This window comes from Sphingobacterium sp. JB170 (assembly GCF_900163865.1).
GTDB lineage: Bacteria > Bacteroidota > Bacteroidia > Sphingobacteriales > Sphingobacteriaceae > Sphingobacterium.
In genome coordinates, this window is sequence record NZ_FUKU01000057.1 from 266565 (window position 1) to 279517 (window position 12953).

The window sequence follows — 12953 nt, forward strand, 5'->3', positions numbered from 1 at the left end:
CCGATTTATTATGATCATAAAAAACATTGAGGCTAAGGTGCGCCTAGCCACCTACGTTTCTGCCGGTGCTTTTATTCTGGCGCTACTGATCGTCGCTATGACCCTCTATTTCACTTCCAGGGAACTTCAAAAAGCACAGCGCTCAGTCTACATCATCGGCAGCTCAGGAATACCCGTCGCTGCCAAAAGGAGTAGCATGGAGCTAAACCGACCGGCGGAATACAGAGCGCATATCGCGCAATTCCATTCCTATTTTTTCACCCTCGCCCCGGACGAAAAATTTATCGAATCGCAAATGGATAAAGCGATGTACCTGATCGACGAATCGGGCGCCCTGCAGTATAATAACCTGCGTGAGAAAGGATTTTTTAATTCCGTTCTCTCTTCTAGCTCAGTGCTCACTTTGCAGACTGACTCGATAGTCTTAGACGAAAAGAAGCACTATTTCCGCTTTTACGGCAAGCAGACCATCGATCGCCGCAGCTCTACACTGGTCCGTTCCCTGGTTACCGAAGGCTACCTGCGCGACCTTGAGCTACGTACAGAAAACAACGCACACGGCGTGCTGATAACGCGCTGGAAAACCCTTGAAAATAACGACTTAAGCCATGTTCAAAAAAATAATTTCTAATTCCCCCACTCCAAAGCGCTTCCAGAAGCTCGACGCGCAAAACACCAAAATTCGGCAGCGGCCGAAAACTGGATCTTTTCTACAAAGCCGTCCGCTGGTAAGTTTGATCCTAATGTTAGCCGCGATACTAGGCTCCCTAGTCTACCTGATCGCTAACCGCCCGAGCGTCAGCGCTGTGCACCATGAACTTCACGCCCCGAGCGAAACGCTCGCCGGCCCGCTATCGAGCGGGATAACAGGCATTATTTCTTCGGCCTCGGCCCTTGGTGACATCGTAAAACTACAGGCGGAGTTGGAAGTTTTTCTAGCCAAAGATTCCCTCACGTCCCAGGATAGCATCGCGATGGAGCACGCCTTAGACCACATCAATGAGCTCGAAAATAAACTCGCGTCGGACCAGCGGTCTGCTGCGCACCACGATTCTATTAACTAAAAGCGAACATCATGAATACACAAGCTAAAAAAATATTATACGCTATCCCCCTTATCGCGCTTCCGTTTTTGTTGCTGATCTTTTACGCAATTAGCTCCGGATTTAAAAGTAGTAGCGAAACGCCCACTCAAAGTAAAATAGCAGACTCCTTACAAGGTAGCCTCGCGGATGTATCCGAAAAAATAAAAAGTCAGCCACTCGCCTCAAAGCTTGCCGCCTACAAGCAGAGCTATCGAAGCGGGGACGGCTATACGGCTATTGGTAAACTTAAAGATGACAAAGTAGAAACTTACCATTTTGATACCCCGTACTCGAAAAGCGATCAACATAAGCTCGACTCCATCGCCCAAGCACTTAAATCCGGCTACCAACCCGCCGCAACTACGGATGAAGGTGATCAGCTAGGTCCGGAGCAAAACGGGCACGAAGACCTTGTTATGCAACAGGCGCTTGCCGCCATTGGCAGTGCTAGCCCGCCCGCTAGGAAAGATAGCAGCGTTCAAAAACGAGAGTCCGTGCCCGATCCTATGGAGCTATTTCGGCAGCAGATGGCCTACGCAGACAGCATGGCAAAAGCGAATGATCCGGACTACCAGGCGCAGCTCGCGCTGCAGAAAAAGGCCCAGGCCGAACAAGAAGCCAGTGAATCCATCCTTGTCGCGAAAAAATACGAACCCGCCGCGGCCACTTTTAACACGGTAACACCGGAGCACAAGCAACTGCCAATACAGGCCATCATCGATGAGAATATGACGGGCGTCGCCGGCTCTAGGCTGCGCATTCGCCTGCTGGACGATATACTTATTGGCGTGCACCACATCAAAAAAGGCACCTATCTGTATGCAAATATTAGCGGCTTTTCTGGCCAGCGGGTGCTGCTATCGATAAGCTCAGCGATGCAGAAAGGCACCATACTGCCGGTCCATCTTGAGCTCTATGATAACGATGGCGCTCGAGGATTATACGTACCAGCTTCCGCCTTTCGAGAGTTTAGCCGAGAGCTGGGCGCGAGCGGCGCACAAGGAATTACCCTGCAGCAACAAGCCGAAAATAATTCGCAGCTCGTGATGAGTCTCGTGCAGCGCATGTTCCAGTCCACTACCTCGGCAGTATCAAAGCAAATCCGCAAGAACAAAGTGAAGCTAAAATACAACAGCTTAGTGTACCTGATTGACCCCTCGGAGCTAAAAGAGAAGGCTTCAAACTAAATTATTAACCTGTTAATACTCATAATCCGTATGAAATCATATTCGTATTTACTTAGCCTGCTTGCCCTGGTGCTACCGGTAGCGATTAAAGCGCAGCGCCTCGCAACGTCCAAATTAAACCAACTTCCTCAAGTTGTAATCACCCCAGAAAAAACGCTTCATATTATCTCTCCCGAGCCCATTCAGTACGTCGATATTGCCTCGAGCCGCATCCGTGCCGATTTGCCGCTCGAAAATATCGTGCGCTTAAAACTAGCCGTCGATTCGGCGGACGCTGAACCCGGGCACTCCCCATTCGGCGAGCTTGGACCGATCAGCATTGTGGGCGATAATTTTATCGCTCAGTATAACCTGCAGCAAGGATCGGAGCGCGATGAGGCGACAGCCCCTACACGCATAAATATTCTACCTCGTGATATGGCACCGCTTGATATCGCTGGCATCAGCCTTTCTCAAAGCCAGATGAAACAAAAAGCGCTCGAAATCATTAGCCGCAACAAGCCGGCTAAAGCGGTGCGTAAGAACGCTAGTGCAGGAATAACGATGCGCCTGAACGGTATTTACAGCATCACCGATTATATCTTCCTCGATCTAAGCTTCACCAACCGAACTACGCTAAAATATGATCCGGACGAGCTACGCTTTTTTATTCAGGACAAAAAGATCACCAAAGCAACCAATGTGCAGACAATTGAACTCGAGCCGCTCTTTGCGCTGCATCCGCTTAGCGCATTTTCGCGCAGCTACCGAAATATCTACGTGCTGAAAAAAGTAAGCTTCCCGGGCAGTAAGGTGCTAAAAATTAGTCTTACCGAACGGCAGATTTCGGGCAGAGCACTCGAACTTAAGGTAAAATACAAGAACCTATTAGGCGCTGATTCGCTCTAGGGATTATCCGCAAATAAAATCACGCGGCTGCCGCGCGCTGGCAGTATAAAACGCTGGTCGCGGCAAATCACCGACACCTTAAAACACAGACCCATGGAAGAAACTAAAGAGCAGCAGCGCATGCTGTCCATATTGCAACTAATCATTTACTTTTCAGTGCTTATCGAGCTGTTTGTTTTTAGCTATAGCTCGACTGGGCTGCCAGCCGGCGCGCTTCAAAATATGCTTGGAGCGCTCCACGAAAAAATAGCGCTCTTACCAGTCTATGGATCTATTTACTATAGTAAGCTTTTTACCCTCAGCCTGATAAGTCTCGCCTCGATCGGCACACGCAGCAAAAAGCAAAGAGACCTGAACGTGAAAACGCAGATCCTGCTGCCGCTATTGTTTGGGCTCGTGGTAATGCTTTGCAGCACGAGCTCTTACCATCGAGCGAGTGAGGGTCCCGCAGGTATATTCCAGCTGGAAACTACCGCCGACCTACTGCTAGCGGGCTATTATCTCTCCGCGATAATTGGCGCCGTGCTCGTGCACCTAGCCATGGACAATATCTCAAAACTAATCAGCTCCAAACTAGGCAAAGATAAATGGAACGTAGAAGGAGAATCATTCATGCAGCAGACGCGCTGCACGAGCGGCCCGCACTCGGTAAATATCCCCACCCAGTTTTATTATAAAGGTAGGGTGCGCGATGGCTGGATAAACATCACCAATATCTTTCGCGCGCTGCTAGTCATAGGCGTTCCGGGCTCAGGGAAAACATTTGGCATCATCAATCCAGCTATCAGGCAGCTCATCGCAAAAGAGTTCTGCGCCTGTATATACGATTATAAGCATCCCGATCTTGGCCTTATTGCTTACCATCATTATCGCCTCGCGCAGGCTAGAGGTAAATGCGCTAGGCATAGCTTTCACGTGATAAACCTCAATGACCTCGAACATTCGCGCCGCATAAACCCATGGCGACCCGAATACCTCACGACGCTGGCCGAGGCCTCCGAGTCGGCCGAAGCGCTGGTTGAAGCGCTCAAGAAAGGCGATAAGAGCGGTGGCGCGGATCAGTTTTTTACCCAATCGGCGATAAACTTTCTAGCTGCCTGCATCTATTTTTTTGCCCGACACGAAGATGGGCGCTACTCGAGCTTTCCGCATGTGCTCTCTTTTTTAAACTGCACTTATGAAGATATCTTCAACACCCTGTTCTCTGTCCCCGAACTCGTGCCGCTGCTTTCGCCATTTAAAACAGCCTTTCACACCAAAGCTTTTAACCAGCTTGAAGGGCAGATCGGTACGCTTAAGATTTTCATTTCGCGCCTCGCCACGAAAGAAACTTACTGGGTATTCTCGGGCGATGATTTTGATTTAAAGATCTCCAGCAAAGCAAATCCGGCCATCATGGTGCTGGCCAACGATCCGAGTACCCAGAGCATCAATTCAGCCTGTTACTCGGTGATCGTCAACCGCCTTTGCAAGCTCATGAACAGTAAAGGCAATCTTCCTTCAGCAATAATCGTGGACGAAGTGCCCACGCTCTACATCCATAAAATTGAAAACTTGATCGCCGTCGCCCGCTCGAACAAAGTAGGTATCATCCTAGGACTGCAAGAGCTTCCACAGTTTCGCCAGCAGTATGGCAAAGATACCGCGGCGACCATCACTTCGGTGATCGGTAACGTGCTCTCGGGCGCTGCGCGCCACAAAGAAACATTGGATTGGCTCGAGCGGCTGTTTGGAAAAGTGAAGCAGCAAAGTGAGAGCGTGAGCATCGATCGCAACAAAACGTCCGTATCGATTAGTGAAAAGTTAGAACCGCTCGTGCCGGCAGGTAAAATAGCATCGCTAAAAACCGGAGAAATAGCCGGCATCCTAGCGAGCGATCCCCTGGATAACTACGACGGTAAGTTTGAGACGTCAGCGGTGAATTGCAAAGTGAACCTTGATCATAAATTGATTGAGCGCGAGCAGCAGCAGTACGCCCCTTTGCCGCGCTATTATGATTTCGGCGAGCATAAAGAAGCAATCCTTATCGAAAACTTCAACCGTATAAACGACCAGGTACGCCAAGTGGTAAATAGCCACTCGCCAGGACCCCATTAACAACATAAAAATCAAGAATATTCATTCTTAAAACCCAAAAATCATGAAAAGAAACAAACCGAACTTTAGATCAATTGTGCGCCGAGTGGCACATTTTCCTTTAGTGTGCTGCCTAGCGACATACACTTGCAGCGTAACGCCCTGCCACGCGCAACGTCCGCTCAGCGTACATTTACCGCTAAAAGAGATACATGTTACCTCCGCCTTCGGTCCGCGTGTACACCCAGTCACCAAAAAAAGGTCCTTCCACAACGGAGTCGATCTAAAAGCACGCGCAGCAACTATTTATAGCGTTCTCCACGCCCGAGTTTGCGCTACGGGAAACCATCCGATGCTAGGACTATACGTAAAAACCAACTCCAGCGGCATTGGCATTACCTACGGTCACCTCTCACGCATCATCGCACGTAAAGGCGAGTTGCTCGCTGCAGGCAGCCCGATCGGTATTAGCGGAAGTACCGGAAGAGTAACAGGTGAGCATCTGCACCTCTCGATGCAGTATAACGGCAGCTACCTGCCTCCCCTAGAATTCTTACGCCGCGCGTTACCACAAGCCCAGCAGCACACTTCAATATTAACCCATTAAAAAATAACGCCATGAAAAATACGTGTCATTCTCCGCTCACACCCCGCTGGCAATTCATCATAAATTTACTTCCGGCCGGCCTGAAGCATAAGCCTATCTACTCCTGCCCTGTCGGTCCAATTAAATATACCCAGCTGTTGGAGGCGGCCAAGTATGGCTAAAAAAACATTTATCCCCCTTCATGAGCAGGTGGCAAACCAACTTATCAAAAAGCTTGAAGAAGGTACAGCGCCCTGGCAGCTGCCTTGGGATAATTCAGGTACGCCTGCCCAGCTTCCCTATAACGCCGTAACAGGAAACCGCTACAAAGGGATAAACTGTCTTTCGCTCATGCTCGCCGGGCGTGAGGATCCGCGCTGGCTTACCTTTCGTCAAGCGCTTAGCAAAGGATGGAACGTGCGCCGGGGTGAAAAGGCGCGGCTGATCCAGTTTGTGAAAACCTCGGAATTCGTGCCCAAGATCGACGGGCAAGGAAATAAACGGTACGATTCCAAGGGTAAACCCGAAGGAATTATCGTTCCTCTTGAGCGCCCAATATTGTCGTCCGCTTGGGTATTTAACGCCCAACAAATTCAAGGAATACCCGTCCTTGTCGCGCAAGATAGAGAGCAGCAGCGCTGGAACCCTATCGAGCGCGCCGAGAAGCTCCTAGTCGCAACGGGTGCTAAGATCAACTATGTGCCGGGCGAAAAAGCGTTCTATAACCCCATGACCGATGAAATCACCCTGCCTCTTGCTAGCCAATTCCCGGCGGCGCATAAATTTTATGAAACGGCGCTCCATGAAACTGCACATTGGAGTGGGCACTCCAGCAGGCTCGACCGACGGGTTATGAATCAAGTAGGCTCTCCGGCATATGCCCGGGAGGAACTTCGTGCCGAAATTGCTTCCATGCTTATTGGAATTGAGTTAAAAATTGGACATGATCCTGGGCAACACGCGGCCTACGTGAATAGCTGGGTGCGCACGCTTCGCGACACGCCGGCAGAAATTTTTGCCGCGGCCACCGATGCCGAAAGAATATTCGATTATATTATGGCCTTTGAGCGGCTGTATGACCGTTCGCCGGAGAAGGCCTCTTCTAAGGCGGAGCTATCAAATGATTCGGGACAGCAGAAGATTGGCGAACTGCTACCCGGACAACAAGTTAACTATCACAACACGACCTATAAGGTAACGGGGATGCTTAAACGCGGACGCATACAACTCGAAGACCTCTCCAGCGGTGTCACTATCGCTGTCAATAAAGACGATCACTTATACCAGAGGCTGCTCGCGGTGGCAAATAACCAGAACAATAAAGAAAACGCAACGGAGCAAGCATCAACCCAGCAAGGCATTGGCAGGTAAAATTTTATAATCCATTCAAAAAAGCATAATTCTTAGCACCAACTTAAGATGATAAGACGCATAATCACCTTTATTTTTTTGTTCCTTAACGATATCAACGCGTGACTCATTCAAAGCAGTGCCAGTTTTATCCTCTGGCAGACCAAACTACAAAGATGTACTTACGGAGAATTTCTGGGATCTCGGGTATTATCCACGCAATACGCATTTTAACGTATGACGAATGTCATTTTACTTCTCGGGATATCAAAGTAAAAAACGAACCATTTGTAGATGTGAAAAAATCACATTACCTTTACGTGAATAATACAACGCGTATGCTGATCAGATTTAATATTGAAAATTTTTTGTCTTTCGAAGGTAGGACGACGTTTTCCATGATACCCGGACGAGGCAGCCTAAAGCCGCATCACAAAACAAAAAAATGTGGAGGAATCTCTGTTTTAAAGACTGGTGTTTTATTCGGAGCTAACGCTTCGGGAAAGTCGAATCTCATTAAGTCAATAGCTTTTGGGAAAAAAATGGTGCTCCGCGGCACAAAACCGGAGAAACCTATTGAGTATCAGAATTTCAGACTAAATAAGAATCCTACGTTGAAAGATTCAAGATTAGAATATGAGTTTCAGCATAATGGGTTTAATTATGCTTATGGCTTTACGTTTAATAAAGAATCAATAGTTGAAGAGTGGCTTTACAAAATTGGTCCAAACTTAGAACAGAAAATATTTGAGCGGGACAACAAAAAGCAGAATCCGTTTGATCTAGCTTACTTTATTGAAAAAATTAATTCACCTGAAGAGCTACAGTTTCTGAGTTTTATTGCAAAAGGAACTCGCAACAATCAATTGTTCTTGACGGAAATCCGTGCTCGAAACGTTGCCGAAAACGTTTCTAAAATAGACGATTTACTAAATACGATAGATTGGTTTCAAAATGCGCTGAAAATAATCTCCCCTGAAGATAAATATAATGAGGGATTAAAGTTTGAACTAAGAGAAGATGTCGAGTTACTAACGACGTTTGAAGAATTACTCTCTTATTTCGATACAGGTATTGATGGTGTTTGTCTTGAAGCCGTTGATCCCGACAATATAGAAATACCAAAAAGGATTATTGAAGAGATTAAGGGAGATCTCTTAAGTAAAAAGTCAGAATCGAGTCGAGCCTCCATATCTATTCGCGGCAACACTTACTTTTTGTCGATTAAAAATGATGAGCTTGAAATTCAAAAATTCATGACTAAACACGCAGTAAGCGGAAATGAAAAGGTCGTAAAATTTGACACCAGAGATGAATCGGATGGAACAAATCGGATAATGGATTTCATTCCTTTGATGATGGATTTAGTTAAAGGTGACAATGTTTTCATAATCGATGAGATGGAAAGGAGCCTTCATCCTAATTTGATGTACGACCTTATCGATTTATTTCTAAGTAAAACGGAACATGTTAATAGCCAGCTTATTTTAGCTAGCCACGAATCTACTTTATTGACTCAAAAACTCTTGAGAAAAGATGAGATTTGGTTCGTTGTCAAGGATCAGAACGGCGCGTCAAAATTACATTCATTAGAAGAATATAATGTTAGATTCGACAAAGAAATTAGAAAAGATTATTTGATAGGAAGATTTAAAGCCATCCCACGGATTGGTAGTAGAGCAAATCTTTCTGTACTCAATAATATAAGCTGACATGGGGCGCGAAAGAGTTGAATTTCTACGCGAAAGTAATTCGGTCAATAAGGAAAAAATATTTGTATTAGCCTTTGAGGGTAATGCTACAGAGGAGAAATATTTCCAATCGTTTAAGGATTCTGTTAAGTTCAATGACGAACAAGTGTTTTTAAAATTACTTACCAGGCATAAAAAAGACACCAAAAGCGCTCCTAATCACGTCTTCGCTAAATTGAAACGTGAAGCGAAAGATGAATACACATTTGGGAAAGACGATGAATTATGGATGATCATCGATACTGATAAATGGCAAAATATCCCAAAGATCGCTGAAGATTGTGTGAAAGAAAATAACATGTTTATGGCTGTTAGTAATCCTTGTTTTGAATTCTGGTTACTTCTTCACATTAAAAATATTACTGAATACTCTCCTGATGAGCAAAAAGAAATCTTTGCGAATTCAAAACTTTCGAAACACGGAAAAACCTATGTAGAGCGGAAATTGACAGAAATTTTGGGGTCATATAACAAAACAAACCCGCTTCCAAATCGTTTTTTAGGAGGCTTAAAATTAGCGATTGATCAAGCTAAAAAATTGGACAATGGGGAAGAGCCATTTCCTAGCCAATTAGGCTCTCACGTTTACAAACTTATCGAAAAAATTAAATCACCAAACGACTGAGCGGTTACATGTTTGCTCTACCAGACAGATGACGATCCTTCGTAACAAGCATTTTTAAAGCGGGACGCATATTTCTCGACGATCTATGCAGCGGCAAAGAAAGAAGACCACCTGCAGTAAACAATGCGTGAGGAGGCAAAACACAGGTAAAACAAAGAGATGGCAACCTATAGGCGAGAACTACAAATAGAGCGAAATTATAAGCTATCAAGAGGTTAAGCCCCACCCCGACTTAACAGACTATATCGATACCTTCTGACTTCAGGAGTGCACATCTGTCCCCCTATTAACTACCCGGTAACAGCGTTGATTTATTCGTTAATTTGGGCGACGAATTCAATACAGATAATGGAGCCCCGACAATATATCCGCACAAAACAGATCTCGTGGGAACGATGACCACGTTTAAAGAAGTCCTAATTGACTGGGATGATCGCTTTGTTGGCGTACGCCTTAAGCCCCCTGCCTTTTTCTGCTGCAGAGACCACCTCAGAGGCTTTAAGACCGGATGATTCCCGATAAAAGGAGTACAGCAATACACGCCCAAGGAACTCCTGCACAATCCATTGCTTTAAATTCTACATGATCCAACTTTTCATTTTAAAAACGTGTATTTTAGATATTTATAACCATAATCCATTTTTTTCAATCTAAATGTAATACTCGGGTAGAGATATCTGTCTTGTTATTAAATAAGCGATAATAATGATGAACCAAGAAGCTTTTAAAAATACGGTCTTTGTCCTGAAGGATAAGCTGTACCGATTTGCGAATAGGTTTTTGGAACATCAAGAAGATGCTTACGATCTGGTACAAGAAGTAATGCTGAAACTATGGGAAAAGAGAAATCAATTGGATCAGCTAGAAAACATAGAAGCTTTCGCCATGCAAATGGTAAGGAATATGGCATACAACAAAATTGACAAACAAGGGAGACACGCAAAATATTTAAAGCAGCTTCCTCCAGATATAGAAGTAGAAAAGTATCCCGCCTTAACCAAGGAGTTAATTCTGAAGATGATTGATACTCTTCCGGAAAAGCAGCGGTACGTGATGTATTTAAGAGATATCGAAGAATGCGAGATAAGCGACATCGCAGCGATCGCAGGGTTGGAAGAAAATGCTGTAAGGGTCAACTTATCGAGAGCACGATCCACAGTAAGATTAAACTTAACAAAAGTTTTCGATTATGAAAAGAGAAGAATTGGATAGGCAAAAGGCGAAATATTGGGGAGGTAAAACTTCTCTGGAAGAGGAACGCAAATTGAAAGAACTTGAAGGTGAGAAGTTCTTTAATGCCCTACAGCCGTCTGAGGACGCGATGGATTGGGACTTTGATGATTTCATACAACAGGTAAATGAAAAGAAGCCTGAAATAAAGAAAGTCCATCCGCTGGCCCGTCATATCATCCCCATGACTGCCATTGCCGCTACCGTAATCTTCGCTTTCTTCTTAATTCGTCAAATAATTGAATCGAATAATGATACGGCTAAACCGATAATAACTCGTGCCGAGGTCAACAATCAAGTTCTGGACGTTAAAAAATCTGGAACTAAGGACAAAGAATTAACGGATCAGGACGATACGCCGAGAATTGCAAATTCCCCCCTTAGCCCCACCGACATAAAACAGACGTCTATTGCCAATAATAAAAAAGATCACATGAAATCTACAGAAGACTTCAACGTTGGACCTGCACGAGAGGAACAGTTCTACGTTGAAATCAATGGAGTTAAGATTTATAACCAGGAGAAAGCCATAGAGATAACTGAAACGGCATTGCAGTTGGCAACCTCGAACCTAAGAAAGGGAATGAAAGGTGTTAAGAATATTAAATATTTAAAAATAGAAATATAAAAATTTAAGCTATGAAAACGTTCATGTTAATAATAAGTTTGTTTGCCGCTACCATCGCAAATGCACAGATCAATAAATTGGATCAAATATTTGAACAGTATAAAGAACAAAAAGGCGTAACGTCCATTAAGATTGGAAAACCAATGTTTAAAATGTTAAACAAGATGAATATTGGCGAGGCGGATATTGAAACTGTAAGACCTTTATTGAGCAAGGTAAATTCCATCAAGATGTTAGTCTTTGAAGACGCAGGTTCAGCAATTCAAAATGAAGTTGCCTCAGCAATCAGTAATCTAAAATATGAAGAACTGTTAGTGGTAAACTCGGAAGGTAATAAAATCAAATTCCTTGCGGAAAGTGTAGACGGCGACTTCTTGGATAACCTTCTATTAAGTATTAATTCCGAGGGCGAAACGATATTTATGATTCTAGATGGCTCGTTAAAATATGATGACATCAACGCATTGGTGAATAACAACTAAATTGAAACCTACAAAATTAAAATTATGAATCGCTTTATTGGAATCATTTGCGCGGCAATACTATTAATAAACATGCAAAGTTGTATTGTCAAAAAAGGGGCAAATATGGACTTTGCAAAAAAATCAAATTTATCCCAGGATGCTGAAATCGTTTCCATCAACGTTCCGGGCTTCCTGATGAAAACGTTTATCCGCACGGAAATTAAAGAATTACAAGAGGATGACCCCGCTTTAGCACTTGCCGTTAAAAAAATCAAAAAAATTAAACTGATGACTGTCTCCAATAACGGTAAAACTAATCTTTATGAACAATTCAGTGCCTATCTAGTAAACAATGATTTTGATGAATTAGTAAGTATCTATAGTGACGGTGCCAAAATATCTATCAATACCAAAACGAAAGGGGACAAAATAAAGACTATTATGTTGGGCATCATCGATGAGAATGATTATGTATTCGTAGATCTTAAATCTAACATCAATATTAATGAATTACAGAATTTAATAGAACATTACCAAGAAACCAAAAAGGAGAAGTAAAAGACTGACATTTAATATTATACACATAAATACCGTCTCCCGAATTTCAGTCAATTAATGACAGCCTTATAATTGATTAGAAAGGGGAATTCATCTCGAAGTCAGGAATGAAGATCATAGCCGATTTTCGGTCAAAATGACTTAGATTTTTTTAAGAGAATCGCTTGAACCAGGTTTCTACACGTCCATGTACGCCGCCGCTAAGCAGGCATATTGAATATTTTCACGCTATTTTAGCCAATAAGCTAAAGCCTTATTATTTTTGAAAAAAAGAGAAACTGGAGATACTTTTAAGTGACTTTTTCGACAAAAATTATACAGAAAAATTATACGGTTCGATTTAAAACTTGCTCCCAAATATACTTCTTGAATGGCGGTACAAAAGCCTTTTAGAGCAGAAAGAAGATGAAAAAGACGAAAATTGCATTTTAACTGCCATCTCGTATCGACAAGTATTGGATAATATGCGCTGGAAGTGCAATTCCCCCCCATCAAAAATATAGATTAAAATACTACCTTTAGAGA

At 43.9% G+C, this 12953-nt stretch carries 15 protein-coding genes; 14 read left to right on the forward strand and 1 reads right to left on the reverse strand.

Features of this window, described 5'->3' with window-relative positions:
- The first annotated feature begins 10 nt into the window (after positions 1-10).
- The 10 genes from traK to FM107_RS15420 all read left to right on the forward strand — a co-directional run bounded on the left by traK (position 11) and on the right by FM107_RS15420 (position 9548).
- Positions 11-631, forward strand: coding sequence for a conjugative transposon protein TraK (gene traK, locus FM107_RS15380; RefSeq protein ID WP_086949362.1), 621 nt, complete (start codon positions 11-13; stop codon positions 629-631).
- Entirely contained in the window at positions 609-1064 is a 456-nt protein-coding gene (locus FM107_RS15385; protein WP_086949363.1) for a hypothetical protein, read from the forward strand. The genes traK and FM107_RS15385 overlap by 23 nt, the downstream gene beginning before the upstream one ends.
- A gap of 11 nt (positions 1065-1075) precedes the next feature.
- Entirely contained in the window at positions 1076-2272 is a 1197-nt protein-coding gene (gene traM / locus FM107_RS15390; RefSeq protein WP_086949364.1) for a conjugative transposon protein TraM, read from the forward strand.
- A gap of 30 nt (positions 2273-2302) precedes the next feature.
- A complete protein-coding gene (gene traN / locus FM107_RS15395) occupies positions 2303-3160 on the forward strand; it encodes a conjugative transposon protein TraN (RefSeq protein ID WP_086949365.1) in 858 nt (285 codons plus the stop codon).
- A 93-nt stretch (positions 3161-3253) separates the two neighbouring features.
- Positions 3254-5257: a type IV secretory system conjugative DNA transfer family protein gene (locus FM107_RS15400; RefSeq protein WP_086949366.1), complete on the forward strand. Its 2004-nt coding sequence runs from the start codon at positions 3254-3256 to the stop codon at positions 5255-5257.
- A 43-nt stretch (positions 5258-5300) separates the two neighbouring features.
- Positions 5301-5843 (forward strand): M23 family metallopeptidase, encoded by a 543-nt coding sequence (locus tag FM107_RS15405; protein ID WP_086949367.1) that lies wholly within the window; start codon positions 5301-5303, stop codon positions 5841-5843.
- An 11-nt stretch (positions 5844-5854) separates the two neighbouring features.
- Positions 5855-6004, forward strand: coding sequence for a hypothetical protein (locus tag FM107_RS19575; RefSeq protein WP_179204515.1), 150 nt, complete (start codon positions 5855-5857; stop codon positions 6002-6004).
- Positions 5997-7193: an ArdC family protein gene (locus tag FM107_RS15410; protein ID WP_086949368.1), complete on the forward strand. Its 1197-nt coding sequence runs from the start codon at positions 5997-5999 to the stop codon at positions 7191-7193. Before FM107_RS19575 ends, FM107_RS15410 begins: the two co-directional genes overlap by 8 nt.
- 101 nt (positions 7194-7294) lie before the next feature.
- Positions 7295-8884 carry an ATP/GTP-binding protein gene (locus FM107_RS15415; RefSeq protein ID WP_143559511.1) on the forward strand — a complete coding sequence of 530 codons (1590 nt, stop codon included), beginning with the start codon at positions 7295-7297 and terminating at the stop codon, positions 8882-8884.
- A 1-nt stretch (position 8885) separates the two neighbouring features.
- Positions 8886-9548: an RloB family protein gene (locus tag FM107_RS15420; protein ID WP_086949370.1), complete on the forward strand. Its 663-nt coding sequence runs from the start codon at positions 8886-8888 to the stop codon at positions 9546-9548.
- A 416-nt stretch (positions 9549-9964) separates the two neighbouring features.
- Here the strand turns inward: FM107_RS15420 and FM107_RS19770 are convergent, their stop codons facing one another.
- Positions 9965-10108: a hypothetical protein gene (locus FM107_RS19770; RefSeq protein WP_218779015.1), complete on the reverse strand. Its 144-nt coding sequence runs from the start codon at positions 10106-10108 to the stop codon at positions 9965-9967.
- Between the two features lie 145 nt (positions 10109-10253).
- Between FM107_RS19770 and FM107_RS15425 the strand changes: the two genes are divergently transcribed.
- The 4 genes from FM107_RS15425 (at position 10254) to FM107_RS15440 (ending at position 12428) form a co-directional block, all read left to right on the forward strand.
- A complete protein-coding gene (locus FM107_RS15425; protein WP_218779016.1) occupies positions 10254-10760 on the forward strand; it encodes an RNA polymerase sigma factor in 507 nt (168 codons plus the stop codon).
- Complete coding sequence (locus FM107_RS15430) at positions 10738-11406, forward strand: hypothetical protein (protein WP_086949371.1); 669 nt, start codon at positions 10738-10740, stop codon at positions 11404-11406. Before FM107_RS15425 ends, FM107_RS15430 begins: the two co-directional genes overlap by 23 nt.
- A gap of 11 nt (positions 11407-11417) precedes the next feature.
- Entirely contained in the window at positions 11418-11888 is a 471-nt protein-coding gene (locus tag FM107_RS15435) for a DUF4252 domain-containing protein (protein WP_086949372.1), read from the forward strand.
- Between the two features lie 105 nt (positions 11889-11993).
- On the forward strand, positions 11994-12428 hold the full coding sequence (locus FM107_RS15440) for a DUF4252 domain-containing protein (RefSeq protein WP_256959574.1): 435 nt from the start codon (positions 11994-11996) through the stop codon (positions 12426-12428).
- The last annotated feature ends 525 nt before the right edge of the window (positions 12429-12953 follow it).

Bases quoted from the DNA above. Each gene is read 5' to 3' on its own strand.
- FM107_RS19575 (WP_179204515.1), top strand. From the start codon at position 5,855: ATGAAAAATACGTGTCATTCTCCGCTCACACCCCGCTGGCAATTCATC.
- traN (WP_086949365.1), top strand. From the start codon at position 2,303: ATGAAATCATATTCGTATTTACTTAGCCTGCTTGCCCTGGTGCTACCG.
- FM107_RS15435 (WP_086949372.1), top strand. From the start codon at position 11,418: ATGAAAACGTTCATGTTAATAATAAGTTTGTTTGCCGCTACCATCGCA.
- FM107_RS15425 (WP_218779016.1), top strand. From the start codon at position 10,254: ATGATGAACCAAGAAGCTTTTAAAAATACGGTCTTTGTCCTGAAGGAT.
- FM107_RS15405 (WP_086949367.1), top strand. From the start codon at position 5,301: ATGAAAAGAAACAAACCGAACTTTAGATCAATTGTGCGCCGAGTGGCA.
- FM107_RS15410 (WP_086949368.1), top strand. From the start codon at position 5,997: ATGGCTAAAAAAACATTTATCCCCCTTCATGAGCAGGTGGCAAACCAA.
- FM107_RS15420 (WP_086949370.1), top strand. From the start codon at position 8,886: ATGGGGCGCGAAAGAGTTGAATTTCTACGCGAAAGTAATTCGGTCAAT.
- FM107_RS15440 (WP_256959574.1), top strand. From the start codon at position 11,994: ATGGACTTTGCAAAAAAATCAAATTTATCCCAGGATGCTGAAATCGTT.
- FM107_RS15400 (WP_086949366.1), top strand. From the start codon at position 3,254: ATGGAAGAAACTAAAGAGCAGCAGCGCATGCTGTCCATATTGCAACTA.
- FM107_RS15385 (WP_086949363.1), top strand. From the start codon at position 609: ATGTTCAAAAAAATAATTTCTAATTCCCCCACTCCAAAGCGCTTCCAG.
- FM107_RS15430 (WP_086949371.1), top strand. From the start codon at position 10,738: ATGAAAAGAGAAGAATTGGATAGGCAAAAGGCGAAATATTGGGGAGGT.
- traM (WP_086949364.1), top strand. From the start codon at position 1,076: ATGAATACACAAGCTAAAAAAATATTATACGCTATCCCCCTTATCGCG.
- traK (WP_086949362.1), top strand. From the start codon at position 11: ATGATCATAAAAAACATTGAGGCTAAGGTGCGCCTAGCCACCTACGTT.